Here is a 17,022-nt window from a genome sequence, read left to right on the forward strand (position 1 = left end):
ATTCAAAATAGTTTATACAGTAACTTTTGTTCCTGTGAATTTTCCCTGCATTGTATTCACAATACTATTCTCTTCATTAAGTCCGAATACAAGCATCGGCATCTTATTCTCAAGACAGAGAATGGATGCTGTCAGATCAACTGCTGCAAGTTTCTGATTGATCACTTCTTGAATAGAAATTTCATCATACTTCACTGCCGCCGGATTCACCTTCGGATCACTGTCATAGATACCGTCAATTGCCTTTGCAAGAAGCATTGCATCTGCCTCTATCTCGATTGCACGGAGAACTGCACCTGTATCTGTTGAGAAATATGGATGTCCTGTTCCGCCCGCAAAAAAGATCACCTTTCCTTCTTCCAGTGCTGCAACTGCCGCATCCTTTGAGAACAGAGATGTAAATGCTCCGCATACAAAAGGTGTGAATACTTCTGTCTTCATTCCTACATGACGGAAAATATCTGACACATAGATACAGTTCATAACTGTTGCAAGCATACCGATCTGATCTGCTTTTGTACGGTCAATTGTCTCACTTGTTCTTCCTCTCCAGAAGTTTCCTCCTCCTGTTACGATTGCTACCTGCACACCTTCATCTACAAGCTGTTTTACCTGCTTCGCAACTCCGATACAAGTTGCCTCATCAAATCCAGTCTTCTTCTCGCCTGCAAGAGCTTCTCCGCTCAGCTTTAACAATACTCTTTTCATACCGTATAGCTCCTTTAAATTCTATCTTTCAGTGCCTGTTCTGTCTTTTCACACAAACCATAATCCAAAGTATAATGGCACTAACCTAACCTAGAGTATAACATAAGTTTCCACATTTGTCATGACCGAAGCGTGAAATCCTTATTTTTTTCAAAAAAAAGAACCGATTTCTTTCAGGCAATGTTTCTATACGAAAAATCCTGATTGAATCGATTCTTTTCATGATTATTAAATCCGCCTACATAATAAGCATTGAAAACAGCACTGTAATAATTCCACAGATTCCGATTGCAAGACCACTCATTGCACCCTCGATCTCACCAATTTCAATTGCCTTTGATGTTCCGACCGCATGACTACAGGCACCGATTGCAAGTCCTGCCGCAACAGAATCTTTTACATGAAATACTTTAATTAATGTCGGAGCCAGAATACTTCCGAGAATTCCTGTGAAAATAACAGCAACCACTGTAATCGGCACTACTCCGCCCGCCGGTTCTGAAACACTCACTGCAATAGGTGTAGTCACTGACTTAGGGATCAGTGAAACTGTCATGCTCTGATCCAGTCCAAATAATTTACACATTGCATAGACACTTCCCATAGATGCTACTGACCCTGCTGTACATCCAACCACGATTGGAAGCCAATACTTCTTCAGGATATCAATTTTTGTGTAAATCGCAACCGCAAGACATACTGTTGCCGGAGCAAGAAACATATTGATCAAAGCTCCACCCACATCATAACTATCGTAAGGAATATCAAAAATCAAAAGGACTCCTACAATTAATACAATCGCAACAATCAGCGGGTTGCAAATCGGTGTCTTTAATTTATTATGCAGCTTTTCTCCTATCCAGAATGCTACCACACTCAACCCTACTCCAAAATAAGGAGATGTCATTAATTCTTTCATGCTTTCTTTCCTCCTTTTTTCTTCTCCATCAATTTCACTGTCAGTGTAACTGCATACGCTGTCACAGCGAAGGTTACAATCGTGGATACAACACAGATTACAAGAAGCTGAAGCACTGTACTTTTTAAAATGTCAAAATAATTAATAATACTTACACCTGCCGGTACAAAAAAGAATGCCATATTTCCTAATAAGAAATCTGCTTTTTCCTGCACATGCTCAATCTTTAAGAACCCGGTCAGCAGACAGAGCAACAATAAAATCATACCGATCACACTCGCCGGGAAAGAAAACGGCAGATAATGTTCGATCACAAGACTGACCCAGCAAACCCCGAATATCACACCAAACTGTTTTAAAATCTTCATTTGTTTTACCTCTTTTTAATATGTAAGCCTACACGTCAAATTCCAGAAACGATTCTTCCGTCAGTTTCTGTCAATCTCATATCAGGAGAACAGTAACAGAAGAACTCTCTCTACACATGACACGCTTTTTAGATTAGCACTGCACGCACTATCCGTCAATGTAATTATTCATGAAATAAACCTGCAATTTTTCATCTTTTTTTGATATATTTCTTCAAATAATCCAAAAGACATTGACATCTTATTGTATATGTTTTATGATACATATGTTTTCGCACTTTAAACAGCTAAAATTTTACAGCACGAATATTAAGGAGGATGATAAAAATGATTATTGTTTTGAAACCTCATACTTCTGAGGAAAATATACATCGTGTCGAAAATCTTGTAAAAAAGCACGGACTTGACACTCATCTGGTTCAGGGAACCGGAATGACGATCATCGGATGTATCGGAGATACAACACTGATCGATTCAAGACAATTTGAAGTTGACACATGTGTTGACAAAGTTATGCATGTACAGGAGCCTTATAAGCTTGCGAATCGCGCATTTCATCCGGAAGACTCTATTATAGATGTTTCCGGTGTTAAGATCGGCGGTGAACATTTAGGACTGATTGCAGGACCTTGTTCTGTAGAATCCTATGAGCAGGTTCTTGAGATTGCTCAAAAAGCAAAAGCATCCGGAGCAAATCTTCTCCGCGGCGGCGCATTCAAGCCAAGAACAAGTCCTTACGCTTTCCAGGGACTCGGACTTGAGGGACTTGATATTCTCTGTGCAGTCAGAGAAGAAGTCGGACTTCCTATTGTCACAGAACTCATGTCTTCCAAGTATCTGGATGTATTCAATGAGAAAGTTGACCTGATCCAGATTGGTGCCCGCAACATGCAGAACTTTGACCTTCTCAAAGAATTAGGACAGGTTGACCGCCCAATCCTGTTAAAGAGAGGACTGAATGCCACATACGAAGAATGGATCATGTCCGCTGAGTATATCATGGCATCCGGTAATGAAAATGTCATTCTCTGTGAACGTGGTATCCGTACTTTTGAGACTTTTACAAGAAACACTCTGGATCTTCAGTGTATCCCTGTTCTTCGCAGCAAGACACATCTTCCAATTGTTATTGACCCAAGTCATGCCGGCGGAAAATGGTGGCTTGTTGAGCCTATGGCAAAGGCTGCTGTTGCTGCAGGTGCTGACGGACTTATGATCGAAGTTCACAACAATCCGGAAGCTGCCCTTTGTGACGGAGCCCAGTCTTTGAAACCTGAGAAATATGATGTTCTGCTTCAGCAAGTTCGTCAAATTGCCGAAGTAGTCGGTAAAAAATTCTAAGGAGATCGTCATGAAATTAACAGTTGATCTTGGACCGAATTCTTATCCGATCCATATTGAAAATGGAATCCTTGCAAAAACCGGAGAACTTGTAAGCGAAGTGTTCTCCGGGAAAAAAATCATGATCGTTTCAGATGATAATGTTTTCCCTCTCTATGGAGAAATTATCACAAAAGCATTGTCTGACTCAGGGTTTGAATGCCACTCTTTTGTTCTGCCTCACGGCGAACCTACTAAGAGTTTTCAGTCTCTTCCTAAGATCTATGAAGCATTATTAAATGCAAAACTAACACGAAGCGACCTGCTCATCGCACTTGGTGGCGGTGTGATCGGTGATCTTGCCGGATTTGTTGCCAGCAGTTATCTGCGTGGAATCAAATTTGTACAGATTCCAACTTCACTTCTTGCGCAAGTCGATTCTTCCGTTGGTGGAAAAGTTGCTGTAGATCTTCCACAGGGAAAAAATCTTGTTGGTGCATTTTATCACCCAAAGGCAGTCATCATTGACCCGGATGTGCTGAATACATTGCCAGATCATTTCATCAGTGATGGAATGGGCGAAGTGATCAAATATGGATGCATCAAAGACAAAGAGCTTTTTGAGCTTTTATGTAGACATACTTCCTTCGATGATTTAAAGCCGAAGCTGACACAGATTATTGCACGCTGCGTTGATATCAAAAGAATCGTTGTCGAAGCCGATCAGTTTGACCTTGGAGAACGTATCCTTCTGAACTTTGGACACACACTTGCGCACACGATTGAACAGCACTTCAATTATGAGCGCGAAAGCCATGGAGAGGCTGTTGGAATCGGTATGTATCAGATTACAAAGATTGCAGAAGAGAAAGGATTAACCACATCCGGATGCGCAGAACAGATCAAAAAGGCATTGGAGATTTATAAACTTCCGGACAACTCTAATTTACCGATTGATGTACTGACTGATGCAATTTCTTTGGATAAAAAGAACCTGAATAATCACTTGAATGTTGTACTTCTTCATGACATTGGAGACAGCTATGTATATCCAACAGATGTCAGCTTCTTTGACGGTGCCGGTATTGTATAACAGAGAATAAAAAAACAGGATCCATCAGTTTTATCTTTCCTGACAGATCCTGTTTTCTATTTTCTGTTAAATTAATCCATAATGCTTCATGGCATATGCAATTCCATCATTTTCCACTGTCTTTGTAACAAACTCAGCATGTGGATCCAATACTGAATCATGTCTGCCCATCGCAATCGCATGCTCCGCATATTCAAACATCGCCAGACATTACTGCTGTCTCCGAAGACATACGCCCGACTTGCATCCAAGCCATATTTTTCCATAATAAACTGACAGGCGGTTGCTTTGGAAAATCCTTTTTGAATCACTTCATAAGCCTTTCCGCCACGGTCAAGTGCTTCCATGTCATCTCCAAGATATTCACGAAAAGAATCAAAATCACTCTTATCATCTACGTAAACAAACAACTTATCATATTCAAATCTTTCGCTCTCTAAAGACTGTTCGATTCCTATTCCTCTAGATGCAAAATATCTTCTTGTAGATTCTAACCTGTCAAATCGTGATATGTGCCCAGGAAAATAACAATCCTCTTGTCCTTCTGCAATAACACCAAGATTACATTCTTTTGCTTTTCGCAGCAGTTCTATACCTCTCTGCTTCTCAATCGAGCTTTTTAGCAAAACTTCATCATGTTCTGTAAGATATGTCCCACAGCCACACAAATACCCATCAAATTGGAATTTTCTCACCTCTGTCGGAATACTACAGATTGTTCTGCCTGTATTAATAAACAGCAGATGTCCTTCCGCTCGTGCTTTTTCCATTGCCTCAATCGCACTTTGCGGTACCTCTTTTGTCACTTCACTCAACACTGTTCCATCAATATCAAAAAACAAGATTGCTCTTTCCATTTTACTTAATCCTAACTCTTATCTATTCTTAAACATTTCTACTATATCAACCATCTCCTGGGACGGATTGGAGATCACAGCAGTTTGTATAACTTTACACGGTGCATTATTTTTCACTTCATCAACCGCTGCTGTTACTGCTGATACACTGCCACCTACAAAAACAAGTGCATGTCCACCACACTTTGTGTCCTGTGTCACATACTCTACTTCTGCAGTCTTTAACATGCGGTCAACTACGATCACCGCATTGGATTCTCCTTTTACCTCTACCAGGCCATATGCTCCATATTTCTTCATCTTATTTCCCTTTCTTTTCCTTCTCTGATTTTCTCACAAAACAATACTCTTCTCATATGTACAACAGACAATTGAACAAATACCTATTTATTAATTGTCATTGCAATTGCTTTTTCCGTATCCTCAGAAGGTGATGCAATCACCGTATGGGAAACAATCTTCGTCAACGGTCTGGCTACATCCAGTGCTGCTTCCATTGCAGCCTTCACGTCAGAGACACTTCCTCTCATCTTCACGCAGGCTCCTGCCGCAAGACGATTTCTCTCCACGCCCTGAATCTTTACTGCTGCTGCTTTTGCTGCCGCATCAAGTGCTACAAAACAGATACACTCACTTTCCAGTTCAAATACGCCGATTGCCTGGTTTCTGTAATCCTCTGCCATATCTTTCTCCTCTTCTTTCTGCTGTTCTGATCTTCCAACAGTTTTTGCATATCATATAGCTTTATTATAATACACACCTGACACTTAATCAACTATAACAGCAACTAAAATTCATCAAAAAGCAACATGAAGAAGTTGCTTTCTTGTGGTTTTGTTACTATTTTGTAACTTTATAAGCTGATAACAGTCTTAATTCCACATTCATTTAACTTCTTCATGATTCATTACTTTCTTCTATTTTAAAATCTGTCTGTTATTTTGCAGACTCCACATTCACAGCCCAAGGTTCATCTTGCGGAAAACTACAACAAGTACTTTTCCAAGTGCCAGAACGAGAATTGCCGCCGCGATTGCTTCCGGAATACCAGATGCTGTCACAGTTCCCATCACCAGACCGAATACTGCTGTAAGAGCAACTTCTTTTGCCTCGGCATACTGCTGTGCAAACAGGAAATAAATACTTCCCATTACAGTGACAGTATTCACCATTGAACCAACAAATCCCACAATCGGAAGTGCAATAAACTGATTTAGTTTAATCTTTGTAAAAAGTACCCACAGCCATCCTGCTACCACACCGATCAGAATTCTGCATCCAACGGAAATCCAGATTGCCTTCAACGCCCCAGGAATTCCGGTTGTACTTAAAAATGGTGAAAATGCAAAGGATAAGAGTGTCGGAGCCATTGTATTACTAACCAGAGAGCATATACCAAAAATTGCTCCAAGAATTGCTCCTGCACCAGGTCCTAACAGAATTGCTCCGAGGATCACCGGAATATGAACTGTTGTTGCCTTAATGATAGGGAGCTGGATCATACCAAGCGGTGTATTGGCCAGTACGATCACGATCGCTGCCATAAGTGCAACACTAACCATCCAACGAGTGTCATGTTTCTTTGCTTTCATTATTCAATTCCTCCTTGTTATCATTCCCAACTTGCGGGATACAATACAATTACCGGATTAGTATACCATTCCTCTGCCTGCTCAACAAGTATAAAAAGAAATACAATTTCATATATTCTATTAACGATTTTCCGAGGTGAACGAATGAAACTCTCTCTTTCCCGGAAATGTATCCATTTTCCCATACACCCTTTGAAATCAAAAAAATATTGCATTTTATTTCTTATCTTCTCTTATTTTTCAGGTATTGGAGCTGGATTTCTTAAAGAACAGATTTTCGCTTTTTCTAATGAGTCAACTTCGGCTCGCCCCTCTCCTGTCAACCAGAACACCGTGACTTCTATTCCCCGGACGATTTCCTGTGCCCTTCCTGATCTCACACTTTCTTCAGAAAGAAACTGGGGGTTAAGTTTTCAGGAAGAAGGCAAAACTCCTGTTGGAAATGCTTCGATCCAGGAACTTGCATCTATGGATGCTTATTACGCACAGGATACGTCTGAAAAAGTTCTGTATCTTACTTTTGATGCCGGTTACGAAAACGGAAATACACCTGCCATCCTTGATGCACTGAAAAAACATCAGGTAAAAGCCACTTTTTTTGTTGTCGGAACCTACATTGACTCTGAACCTGAACTGATCCGACAGATAATAAAAGAAGGACACACCGTGGGAAACCATACCTGGCATCACCCCGACATGTCCCATATTTCTTCTATAGAAGATTTCCAAAAAGAACTGGAATATGTAGAAACTGCCTATAAAAACGTAACCGGAAAGAATATGACCAAATACTATCGGCCTCCTCAGGGAAAATACAGTGAAGCTAATCTTCAAATGGCAAAAGAACTTGGTTACAAAAGTTTCTTCTGGAGTCTCGCCTATGTAGACTGGTATCAGGATAACCAGCCATCCAAAGAAGAAGCTTTCTCCAAACTCCTCAGAAGGATTCATCCCGGAGCTATCGTTCTGCTCCACAGCACATCTTCCACTAATGCTGAAATCCTGGATGAACTACTGACCAGATGGGAAGAGATGGGATACCATGTACAGCCCCTTGAAAATATCATTTCCACTTCATCTACCACCGTCCAGCAACACACGTAACTATAAATTTTCAACCGCTGCTTTCTCGATTGCAAGACCCTTAGCATATGTTTCCATAAATTTCTCGTATCCTTCCACATCTTCCGCAACCGGATCCATTCCTGTTCCCACTGCATCATGGAATACTTTGTTCTCAAGATAATCTGTCAGCGATTCCTTGTCCTCTTTCTTAATAAGGTAATCGGCAAGCAGTGCGATTCCCCATGCACCACCTTCACCTGCTGTCTCCATAACATAAACCGGTGTATCGATTGCTCCTGCAAGGATTCTCTGTCCAACACCTTTTGTCTTAAACAATCCGCCATGTCCCATCATTCGATCCAATGCAACATGTTCTTTTTTCAGAAGGATATTCATTCCTGTCTTCAATGCTCCAAGAGAAGTATAAAGATGTACTCTCATAAAGTTTGCAAGATTAAATTTGCTGTCAGGTTTACGAACGAATAACGGTCTTCCTTCGTTAAATCCTGTAATATGCTCTCCTGAGAAATAGTTGTAAGCCAGAAGTCCGCCACAATCGGAATCTCCTTCTAATGCTTTGTTATAAAGTGTTCCAAAAATCTGGTTCATATCTGCTGTCATTCCCATACTCTCTGCAAATTCACGGAACAGGTTCACCCATGCATTCAGATCTGATGTACAGTTATTACAGTGTACCATTGCTACAAGATCTCCGGCCGGAGTTGTTACAAGGTCAATTTCTTCGTAAGGCTTTGTCAAGTCTTTCTCAAGTACTGCCATTGCAAATACACTTGTTCCGGCAGATACATTTCCTGTGCGGACAGCAACGCTGTTTGTTGCAACCATTCCTGTTCCAGCATCTCCTTCCGGAGGACACATTGGAATTTGGGACTGAAGTGTTCCTGTAGGATCAAGCAGTTTTGCGCCTTCTTCTGTCAATACACCTGCGTCTTCTCCGGCAACAAGAACTTCCGGAAGGATTTCACGGATCTTCCATGGGAAATTCTTCTCTGCTGTAAGTTCATCAAACTGATCCATCATCTTCTCATTAAATTTCTTAGTAGCTATGTCGATTGGGAACATTCCTGCTGCATCACCATTTCCGAGCACCTTCTTGCCGGTCAATTTCCAATGGATATATCCTGCAAGTGTTGTAATATAACGAACATCTTTTACATGTTCTTCACCATTTAAGATTGCCTGGTACAGATGAGCAATACTCCAACGCTGCGGAATATGATAAGAGAAGAGCTCTGTCAGTTTTTCAGAAGCTTCTTCTGTGATCGTATTTCTCCAGGTACGGAACGGAACAAGTAATTCATCATTCTCATCAAACGCAAGATATCCATGCATCATTGCGCTGACTCCGAGTGCTGCAAATTTTGTAAGCTTCACATCATATTTTGCTTCTACATCTTTCACAAGATCCTGGTAACATCCCTGAAGACCATTCTGGATTTTCTCCATGCTGTATGTCCAGACATTGTCTACAAGCTGATTCTCCCAGTCATAACTTCCGGATGCGATCGGACTTTTATCCTCATCAATTAAAACTGCTTTGATTCTTGTAGAACCAAACTCAATTCCAAGCACCGCTTTTCCGTCTTCGATTGTTTTCTTAATCTCTTCTTTTCCTCTCATATTTTTGCCCTCCTGTAAAAAATGCGGCGTCTAACTCCTTTTAATAAGTCATCGCCGCATCCGATTCATATAACACATTGCTTCCGTTTTTTCACAGCAGATTTTGCCGCAAAATGTCACGCAACATGTATTTATAACATATGTTTTCTAAGCTCTTCTCCGCTCTTTGCGCTTAAGTATGCAGGTGCAATATCAAATACTGTCTTGCATCCGATCTGTCCTTCGCTTGCCAGTCTGTAAGCTGCTCTTGCATAAGCGATCAGTACAGATGATGTAAATTCCGGATTGGAATCCAGTTTCAGACTATATTCGATCAGGTGCTTATTCTCACCATCCCATCCTGTCTTTCCACTGCGGAGTACAAATCCACCGTGCGGAATTCCGCTGTGGTTTGCTTTCAGTTCTTCTTCACTGATAAAGTGTACTGTTGTATCATAATCTGAGAAGTAGTTCGGCATTGTCTTGATCTCTTCTTCTACCTTTGCCGCATCTGCTCCTTCTTCCAGTACAACGAAACACTCTCTTGTATGTTTCTGTCTTGTTGTAAGTTCCGGATTCTCTCCGTTTCTTACTGCCTCCAGTGCAGCCTCTACCGGAATTGTGTACTGCTTTCCGTCTTTGACACCTTCAACTCTGCGGATTGCATCAGAATGTCCCTGGCTTACACCTTTGCCCCAGAATGTGTAATCATTTCCATCCGGAAGAATCGCATTCGCATACAGTCTGTTCAGTGAGAACATTCCCGGATCCCAGCCTACGGAGATGATTCCTACGTGTCCGCCTTCTTTTGCGGCTGCATCTACATTTGCAAAATGCTCCGGGATTCTTGCATGTGTATCAAAACTATCAATCACATTGAACATCTTTGCGTAAACAGGTGTCTGTTTTGGAAGATCTGTTGCGCTTCCTCCGCAAATTATCATAACGTCAATCTTATCTTTCCAGTCTTCTACATCTGCCACATTACAAACTACTGCAGTCTCTGTCAGAATCTTAACATCCTCAGGATTTCTTCTTGTGAATACTGCCACAAGCTCCATGTCATCATTCTGCTTTACTGCGCACTCAACGCCTCTTCCAAGATTACCATAACCTAAAATACCAATTTTAATACTCATACTTAAACTCCTTTTTGCTCCGCAGATCCGTCTGCTTTGCATTTTCTTAACGGACAGATTTACGGAGACTTTTTTTCTAATTAGATATTATACCTTTTCGTTTTCTTCATTTCAATGATTTTTCGATGAATTTTTAAGTATTGAAGGTTATCCTCTTAATGATTTTTTATTTTCTAAATGCAAGTTCATTCCATCTGAGTTCATTTTTCAGATTACGGATTGTTGTATCTTTATCAATATATACAGCTTCGATTCCCATCATTGCTGCCCAGTCACCCATCTGTTCTGCAGTGATATCATAAGAGAATGCTGTATGATGTGCACCACCGCAAAGAATCCAGGCTTCAGCTCCTGTTGCGAGATCCGGCTCCGGTGTCCAGAAGTTTGTTGCTACCGGAAGTTTCGGCATTGGTTTTTCATTTTTCTTACAATCAACTGTATTGATGATCAGACGGAAACGGTCTCCAAGATCGATCAGTGATGTTGCGATACCTTTTCCTTCTTTTGATGTAAATACAAGTCTTGCAGGATCTTCTCTGTCTCCCATAGAAAGTGGATTTACCTTGATACTGATCGGGCCATCTGCGATAGATGGGCAGATCTCAAGCATATGAGCCTGAAGGATTCCTTCTTTTCCCGGTACAAAATTGTATGTATAGTCTTCCAGCATGGAAGTTCCCTTTGCATCCTTCATACCCTCTGTCATGATCTTCATGATACGAACCATAGCTGCCGTCTTCCAGTCTCCTTCCGCTCCAAATCCATATCCCTTCTGCATCAGACGCTGGATTGCAAGTCCCGGAAGCTGTTTGAGTACACCGAGATCTCCAAAGTGTGTAACGATTGCCTGGTAGTTCTTCTCCTCAAGGAAACGCTCGAATCCAAGCTCGATCTGTGCCTGAACAGCAACATGTTTTCTGAACTCTTCCGGATCTCTTCCTTCAAGAAGGATCTCATATTTGTCATAATACTCTTCTACTAATGTATTTACATCAGCTGCACTTACTGCATCTACAGACTCTGCGATCTCATTTACCGGATAAGCGTCTACTTCCCATCCAAATTTAATCTGTGCCTCTACTTTGTCGCCTTCTGTAACAGCAACATTTCTCATGTTATCTGCGACTCTCATGACACGTACATGGCTGCTTTCAATCACACCAACTGCTGTACGCATCCAGGAAGCGATCTTCTCCTGAACCTTCTCATCTGACCAGTGTCCGACAACAACTTTTCTCTCGATTCCAAGTCTTGTGAAAATGTGTCCGAACTCACGTCCACCATGTGCTGACTGGTTCTCATTCATAAAGTCCATGTCGATCGTATCATAAGGGATCTCCATATTGAACTGTGTGTGAAGATGAAGCAGTGGTTTTCTGAACTCCTGAAGTCCAAGAATCCATGATTTTGCAGGTGAAAATGTATGCATCCATGTGATAACTCCTGCACACTCGTCATCGATATTAGCCTCGTTAAATGTCTTACGAATCAGTTCGTTTGTGATCAGTGTTGGTTTCCATACAACTTCATATGGAAGAACTCCAGACTCATTGAGCTTCTCTACGATGATTTTTGCATGCTCTGCTACATGCGCCAGACATTCATCTCCGTAAAGATCCTGTGAACCTGTGCAAAACCAGAATTTGTACTCTTTCTTCTTTAACATTTTTGTGTCCTCCTTGTAATAAAATGTTTATAGTTATTTTTTATTTATCACTTAATTTGTTACTATGTTATACTTGACAGTTATTATTTTGCTGTATTCTGTCCGTAATAGGCATTCGCACCATGTTTTCTATAGTAATGCTTATCCTGAAGTTCCTGCGGAGCCGGTTTTATCTGCGGATTGATCATCTCACATCTTGCTGCCATCTTTGCAACTTCTTCTGCAACAACTGCATTGTGAACTGCTTCATGTGCATCTTTACCCCATGTAAATACACCATGATTCTTACAAAGAACTGCCGGAACTGCAATATAATCTTTCTTCTTTGCCTCAAATTCATCTGCGATCAGAACTCCTGTGTTCTTCTCATATGCTTCCTCGATCTCTTCTTTCGTCAGATTACGCACGCATGGGATTTCTCCATAGATGTAATCTGCATGTGTTGTTCCGTAACATGGAATATCTCTTCCTGCCTGTGCCCAGCTTGTTGCCCATGCAGAATGTGTATGTACAACACCACCGATTTTTGGAAAACGATTATAAAGAACAACATGTGTCGGTGTATCGGAAGATGGATTATAACGTCCCTCTACTTTATTTCCATTCAAGTCAACAACTACCATATCTTCCGGAGTCAGCTTATCATATTCAACTCCACTTGGTTTAATAACAAAAAGTCCACTCTCTCTGTCGATTCCACTTACATTTCCCCATGTAAATGTAACCAGATCGTATTTTGGAAGCAGCATATTTGCCTCATACACTTCTTTTTTTAACTGTTCTAACATTGTTCTTCTCCTTTCGTCTGCTGTCTACATGACTTCATTATATAATTTCACAGAATTTCGCATCACAAGTTCCGGTGCAAATTCCGCTGAGTACATTTCCATATTTTTATCAATCTTATCTAATATAATCTGTGCTGCACATTTTCCAATCTCATTCGCTGGATTATTCACCGATGTGATCGGTACTTCACAAAATCTTGCAAGACTGGAATTGTCGATTCCAATAACGGAAATCTGATCTGGGACTTTGATTTCCGCACTTTGCAATACCTTGACCAGTTTACTTGCAATCTCATCATTGTAACAGACACAGGCCGTACATCCATCTAAACGTTTCAGGATTCTGTCACTTTCCATCTCCATTTCCCGGATATCTTCCGAATCAACCCATAAAATCTGACGATTTTTAATCTTAAGTGAATGCTCCATGAGTGCCTTTGTGTATCCTGCATATCGCATTCTTCCCTGCCCGTCATCCGCCTTGAAGATTCCGGCGATTCTTGTATGTCCACATTCTAAAAGATGTTTTGTTGCAAGATATCCAGCTTTCTCATCATCCAGACTGACATGCGGAATTGTGAGATTCTCATAGAAACTATTCACAAACACAACCGGTATTCCTGATTTCTGTAATTTCTGATATAAATCTAAATTCGGATTCGGAAGCCCACTTTTTACAGGCTCTGCGATCAAACCATCAATTCTTCTTGTTCTCAAAAATTCTTCCAGATGCATCCGCTCCTTTGCTACAGAATTGTCTGTCATTGCAATCTGAAGGATTCCGCCTGCCTGAGTAACTTTTTTCTCAATTTCCCGAACAATAATTGGGAAAATATAGGTATCGATATACGTCAGCATTACTGCGATTCGTTTTTCTTCATGATCTGCTCTTCTTTCTGTATTTCCAAGAAGCATTCCCGCATCTTCACATATATAAGAGCCACTTCCGCGTCTGCTCTCCACAATATTCTCTTTTACTAATTCTTCCAATGCCCGTCGTACCGTCTGACGACTGACCTGGAATTGTTCGGATAATTCCTGTTCTGAAGGAAGTTTCTCCCCGGAAACCTTTCTTCCCGACCTGACTTCCTCCTGAATCCAGGTTACGATTTTTTCAAATTTTTTCATTCGCTTATGACCTCTCTATACGATCGACCATCATTACCATCATACGACACTCTGATTTTTATCGATCTGATCAGTACATTCTCGTTATGCACTTAATATACAATAATACATGTTACAATACAATTCGCAGGATACCCAATCTTTTTCACTTGAAAATGTATATAAATTCAAAGTTGTATTGTTTTTGTTCCTGTTTTTCAATACAAATTATTATGATATGAAACCTTAGTTAAATTTTTCCGTCTCTTCCTCTTGCATGTCTCGGGATTTTGGCATATTCATGCCAAAACATCTCGCGGGATAGTGATGTGTGAACAGCAACGATACATTCTCTGAAATATTATATTTTCAAAAAATGTCTTGAAATTTATGTAATTTCAGTTCATAATAACAACAGACAACAAATTAATATTGTCAAAGGGGAGCTGGTCAGAACCGGCTGAGAGGAGACGTGTTACCGTTTCGACCCATTTAAACCTGATTTGGATAATGCCAACGGAGGGAATTGATACCATGTAATGATTGAGATGCCCTTGCATCTCTTTTTACTTCGGACAGCTGGTAGGATCTTCACTCAGGTGAGGATCCTTTTTTTACATTTGAAAGGAGACTCAAGTTATGAAACAGACAACAAACACAAAAAAACTGGCACTTGCAGGTGTTCTCACCGCTCTTGCCATCGTTGGAAGCTTTTTAAGCTTTCCTGTAGCCGGAAGTAAATGTGCACCGGTTCAACATATGGTAAATATCTTTGCAGCCGTACTTCTTGGTCCCGGCTGGGGCGTTGGAATTGCATTCTGTGCAAGCCTTCTGCGCAATATACTTGGAATCGGAAGTCTGATGGCTTTCCCGGGTAGTATGATCGGAGCTCTCTGCTGTGGACTTGTTTACAAGAAATGTAAGAATTTAAGCCTTACTTGTCTTGCAGAAGCACTTGGAACAGGTATTCTCGGAGGAATTGCTGCTTATCCGGTTGCTTTATTCCTTATGGGAGCAGCACCGGCAGGATTATTTATCTATGTGATCCCATTCCTGATCTCAACAGTAGCCGGAAGTATCCTGGCATTCCTGCTGATTTCAGTATTCCAGAAAAGTGGAGTAATGGCACAGCTTTTTCCGACTTCTTAATCCGTAACTGCAAAATTTCCGAACAGTTACATGCGATACATTGGGGACACCACCTTGTACCGCACAAGAAAATGCAGAATCAATCTGTAATCACCGGAGTATTATGTTAACAACTCCTTTATCTTGTAGTTATTAACATTTCTCCGTGAAAGCGTCAGCATAATCTTATATTCGCTGGTAGTGTAGCTAAACAGTTACCATTCCTTTCTGCATCTATTCATATGCATGGAACCGTAGCTTTTCTCGTGTACGCTGTCCGTGTTTTGCTGACGTCAAAATTATATAATTCACATATACGAATGGAGGCAAAACAACATGAGAAACTACACAACCCAGATGGATGCAGCTCGTAAGGGGATTCTCACCCCGGAAATCAAAACAGTTGCTGAAAAAGAGCATATGGACACTGACAAACTGATGAAGCTTGTCGCTGAAGGAAAGGTCGCAATCTGTGCCAATAAAAATCACAAGTCCCTGAACCCGGAAGGTGTCGGAAGCATGCTCCGCACAAAGATCAATGTCAATCTCGGAGTTTCCCGTGACTGCAAGGATTATGATATTGAAATGCAGAAGGTAATGAGCGCAGTAGAACTTGGAGCCGAATCTATCATGGATCTTTCCAGCCATGGAGATACACAGCCGTTCCGTCGCAAACTGACTTCTGAATGTCCTGCTATGATCGGTACAGTTCCTGTATACGACAGTGTCATTCATTATCAGAGAGACCTTGCTACTCTGACTGCACAGGATTTCCTTGATGTAATCCGTATGCATGCAGAAGACGGTGTTGACTTCGTTACACTTCACTGCGGAATCACAAGAAAAACAATTGAGCAGATCAAAAAGCATAAACGTAAAATGAACATTGTAAGCCGTGGTGGAAGCCTTGTATTCGCATGGATGAGCATGACAGGAGAAGAGAATCCATTCTACGAGTACTATGATGAGATTCTTGATATCTGCGAAGAATATGACGTGACAATCTCACTTGGTGATGCGTGCCGTCCTGGATGTCTGGCTGACGCTACAGACGTATGCCAGATTGAAGAGCTTGTGCGTCTCGGTGAGCTGACAAAACGTGCCTGGGATCATAATGTTCAGGTTATGGTTGAAGGACCTGGACATGTACCGCTTGATCAGGTTGCAGCTAACATGAAAGTACAGCAGACCATCTGTATGGGAGCTCCTTTCTATGTACTTGGACCTATCGTTACAGATATCGCGCCTGGATATGACCATATTACTTCCGCGATCGGTGGAGCTGTTGCAGCAATGAACGGTGCTTCCTTCCTCTGCTATGTAACACCAGCTGAACACCTTGCTCTTCCAAATGTTGAAGATACAAAACAGGGAATCATTGCTTCTAAAATTGCAGCTCATGCTGCTGATATTGCCAAGGGAATTCCTGGTGCAAGAGATATCGATGATAAGATGGCAGATGCCCGCCGTGTTCTTGACTGGGATGCACAGTTTGAATGTGCTCTGGATCCAGAAACTGCAAAAGCAATCCGCGACAGCAGAAAACCGGAGGATGACCACAGCGATACTTGTAGTATGTGTGGAAAATTCTGTGCAGTAAGAAGCATGAATAAGGCACTGGCTGGGGAATATATTGATATTCTGTAAGTATC

Annotated in this window: 17 protein-coding genes, 1 pseudogene and 1 riboswitch; of the genes and pseudogenes, 5 read left to right on the forward strand and 13 right to left on the reverse strand. The window is 41.2% G+C overall.

What is annotated here, in order from left to right:
* Positions 1-12: 12 nt before the first annotated feature.
* From pyrH to DXB52_RS05245, 3 genes are all read right to left on the reverse strand, one after another.
* Entirely contained in the window at positions 13-708 is a 696-nt protein-coding gene (gene pyrH, locus DXB52_RS05235) for a UMP kinase (RefSeq protein WP_117836079.1), read from the reverse strand.
* A gap of 238 nt (positions 709-946) precedes the next feature.
* A complete protein-coding gene (locus DXB52_RS05240; RefSeq protein ID WP_118106684.1) occupies positions 947-1,627 on the reverse strand; it encodes an LrgB family protein in 681 nt (226 codons plus the stop codon).
* The gene (locus DXB52_RS05245; protein WP_117569974.1) at positions 1,624-1,995 is read right to left on the reverse strand and encodes a CidA/LrgA family protein; all 372 of its coding nucleotides are present in this window, start codon (positions 1,993-1,995) and stop codon (positions 1,624-1,626) included. Before DXB52_RS05245 ends, DXB52_RS05240 begins: the two co-directional genes overlap by 4 nt.
* Positions 1,996-2,322: 327 nt before the next feature.
* Between DXB52_RS05245 and aroF the strand changes: the two genes are divergently transcribed.
* The gene (gene aroF / locus DXB52_RS05250) at positions 2,323-3,336 is read left to right on the forward strand and encodes a 3-deoxy-7-phosphoheptulonate synthase (protein WP_117860993.1); all 1,014 of its coding nucleotides are present in this window, start codon (positions 2,323-2,325) and stop codon (positions 3,334-3,336) included.
* Between the two features lie 10 nt (positions 3,337-3,346).
* Complete coding sequence (gene aroB, locus DXB52_RS05255; RefSeq protein WP_118106685.1) at positions 3,347-4,408, forward strand: 3-dehydroquinate synthase; 1,062 nt, start codon at positions 3,347-3,349, stop codon at positions 4,406-4,408.
* A gap of 66 nt (positions 4,409-4,474) precedes the next feature.
* Here aroB and DXB52_RS16720 read toward each other — a convergent pair whose 3' ends face one another.
* From DXB52_RS16720 to DXB52_RS05275, 5 genes and pseudogenes are all read right to left on the reverse strand, one after another.
* Complete coding sequence (locus DXB52_RS16720) at positions 4,475-4,609, reverse strand: HAD hydrolase family protein (RefSeq protein ID WP_472519969.1); 135 nt, start codon at positions 4,607-4,609, stop codon at positions 4,475-4,477.
* Between the two features lie 68 nt (positions 4,610-4,677).
* Positions 4,678-5,265: pseudogene (locus tag DXB52_RS05260) on the reverse strand (HAD hydrolase family protein); the annotation flags it as partial.
* 18 nt (positions 5,266-5,283) lie between these two features.
* Complete coding sequence (locus DXB52_RS05265) at positions 5,284-5,565, reverse strand: BMC domain-containing protein (RefSeq protein ID WP_015529650.1); 282 nt, start codon at positions 5,563-5,565, stop codon at positions 5,284-5,286.
* A gap of 83 nt (positions 5,566-5,648) precedes the next feature.
* Complete coding sequence (locus DXB52_RS05270; RefSeq protein WP_015529649.1) at positions 5,649-5,948, reverse strand: BMC domain-containing protein; 300 nt, start codon at positions 5,946-5,948, stop codon at positions 5,649-5,651.
* Positions 5,949-6,221: 273 nt separating this feature from the next.
* A complete protein-coding gene (locus tag DXB52_RS05275; protein WP_118106686.1) occupies positions 6,222-6,857 on the reverse strand; it encodes an ECF transporter S component in 636 nt (211 codons plus the stop codon).
* Positions 6,858-7,325: 468 nt separating this feature from the next.
* Here DXB52_RS05275 and DXB52_RS05280 point away from each other — a divergent pair, with 468 nt between their 5' ends.
* A complete protein-coding gene (locus DXB52_RS05280; RefSeq protein WP_330362819.1) occupies positions 7,326-7,961 on the forward strand; it encodes a polysaccharide deacetylase family protein in 636 nt (211 codons plus the stop codon).
* Here the strand turns inward: DXB52_RS05280 and DXB52_RS05285 are convergent, their stop codons facing one another.
* The 5 genes from DXB52_RS05285 to DXB52_RS05305 all read right to left on the reverse strand — a co-directional run bounded on the left by DXB52_RS05285 (position 7,962) and on the right by DXB52_RS05305 (position 14,263).
* Positions 7,962-9,563, reverse strand: coding sequence for a xylulokinase (locus DXB52_RS05285; RefSeq protein WP_118106688.1), 1,602 nt, complete (start codon positions 9,561-9,563; stop codon positions 7,962-7,964).
* A 131-nt stretch (positions 9,564-9,694) separates the two neighbouring features.
* A complete protein-coding gene (locus tag DXB52_RS05290; RefSeq protein ID WP_118106689.1) occupies positions 9,695-10,681 on the reverse strand; it encodes a diaminopimelate dehydrogenase in 987 nt (328 codons plus the stop codon).
* 166 nt (positions 10,682-10,847) lie between these two features.
* Complete coding sequence (gene araA / locus DXB52_RS05295; RefSeq protein WP_015529644.1) at positions 10,848-12,347, reverse strand: L-arabinose isomerase; 1,500 nt, start codon at positions 12,345-12,347, stop codon at positions 10,848-10,850.
* Between the two features lie 83 nt (positions 12,348-12,430).
* Positions 12,431-13,135 carry an L-ribulose-5-phosphate 4-epimerase gene (locus DXB52_RS05300; RefSeq protein WP_015529643.1) on the reverse strand — a complete coding sequence of 235 codons (705 nt, stop codon included), beginning with the start codon at positions 13,133-13,135 and terminating at the stop codon, positions 12,431-12,433.
* A gap of 24 nt (positions 13,136-13,159) precedes the next feature.
* On the reverse strand, positions 13,160-14,263 hold the full coding sequence (locus DXB52_RS05305) for a GntR family transcriptional regulator (protein WP_118106690.1): 1,104 nt from the start codon (positions 14,261-14,263) through the stop codon (positions 13,160-13,162).
* 408 nt (positions 14,264-14,671) lie between these two features.
* A riboswitch (TPP riboswitch) is annotated at positions 14,672-14,785 on the forward strand.
* Positions 14,786-14,881: 96 nt separating this feature from the next.
* On the opposite strand from DXB52_RS05305, the gene thiW reads away from it, so the two are divergent.
* Positions 14,882-15,391 carry an energy coupling factor transporter S component ThiW gene (gene thiW / locus DXB52_RS05310; RefSeq protein WP_015529641.1) on the forward strand — a complete coding sequence of 170 codons (510 nt, stop codon included), beginning with the start codon at positions 14,882-14,884 and terminating at the stop codon, positions 15,389-15,391.
* A gap of 315 nt (positions 15,392-15,706) precedes the next feature.
* Positions 15,707-17,017, forward strand: coding sequence for a phosphomethylpyrimidine synthase ThiC (gene thiC, locus DXB52_RS05315; protein ID WP_117569346.1), 1,311 nt, complete (start codon positions 15,707-15,709; stop codon positions 17,015-17,017).
* Positions 17,018-17,022: the final 5 nt, after the last annotated feature.

Origin of the sequence: Ruminococcus sp. OM04-4AA (assembly GCF_003462585.1) — a bacterium.
Classification (GTDB): domain Bacteria; phylum Bacillota; class Clostridia; order Lachnospirales; family Lachnospiraceae; genus Mediterraneibacter; species Mediterraneibacter faecis.

Excerpts from the sequence above, each read along its gene's own strand:
- pyrH (WP_117836079.1), bottom strand. The coding sequence starts at position 708 with ATGAAAAGAGTATTGTTAAAGCTGAGCGGAGAAGCTCTTGCAGGCGAG.
- DXB52_RS05240 (WP_118106684.1), bottom strand. The coding sequence starts at position 1,627 with ATGAAAGAATTAATGACATCTCCTTATTTTGGAGTAGGGTTGAGTGTG.
- DXB52_RS05245 (WP_117569974.1), bottom strand. The coding sequence starts at position 1,995 with ATGAAGATTTTAAAACAGTTTGGTGTGATATTCGGGGTTTGCTGGGTC.
- aroF (WP_117860993.1), top strand. The coding sequence starts at position 2,323 with ATGATTATTGTTTTGAAACCTCATACTTCTGAGGAAAATATACATCGT.
- aroB (WP_118106685.1), top strand. The coding sequence starts at position 3,347 with ATGAAATTAACAGTTGATCTTGGACCGAATTCTTATCCGATCCATATT.
- DXB52_RS16720 (WP_472519969.1), bottom strand. The coding sequence starts at position 4,609 with ATGTTTGAATATGCGGAGCATGCGATTGCGATGGGCAGACATGATTCA.
- DXB52_RS05265 (WP_015529650.1), bottom strand. The coding sequence starts at position 5,565 with ATGAAGAAATATGGAGCATATGGCCTGGTAGAGGTAAAAGGAGAATCC.
- DXB52_RS05270 (WP_015529649.1), bottom strand. The coding sequence starts at position 5,948 with ATGGCAGAGGATTACAGAAACCAGGCAATCGGCGTATTTGAACTGGAA.
- DXB52_RS05275 (WP_118106686.1), bottom strand. The coding sequence starts at position 6,857 with ATGAAAGCAAAGAAACATGACACTCGTTGGATGGTTAGTGTTGCACTT.
- DXB52_RS05280 (WP_330362819.1), top strand. The coding sequence starts at position 7,326 with ATGGATGCTTATTACGCACAGGATACGTCTGAAAAAGTTCTGTATCTT.
- DXB52_RS05285 (WP_118106688.1), bottom strand. The coding sequence starts at position 9,563 with ATGAGAGGAAAAGAAGAGATTAAGAAAACAATCGAAGACGGAAAAGCG.
- DXB52_RS05290 (WP_118106689.1), bottom strand. The coding sequence starts at position 10,681 with ATGAGTATTAAAATTGGTATTTTAGGTTATGGTAATCTTGGAAGAGGC.
- araA (WP_015529644.1), bottom strand. The coding sequence starts at position 12,347 with ATGTTAAAGAAGAAAGAGTACAAATTCTGGTTTTGCACAGGTTCACAG.
- DXB52_RS05300 (WP_015529643.1), bottom strand. The coding sequence starts at position 13,135 with ATGTTAGAACAGTTAAAAAAAGAAGTGTATGAGGCAAATATGCTGCTT.
- DXB52_RS05305 (WP_118106690.1), bottom strand. The coding sequence starts at position 14,263 with ATGAAAAAATTTGAAAAAATCGTAACCTGGATTCAGGAGGAAGTCAGG.
- thiW (WP_015529641.1), top strand. The coding sequence starts at position 14,882 with ATGAAACAGACAACAAACACAAAAAAACTGGCACTTGCAGGTGTTCTC.
- thiC (WP_117569346.1), top strand. The coding sequence starts at position 15,707 with ATGAGAAACTACACAACCCAGATGGATGCAGCTCGTAAGGGGATTCTC.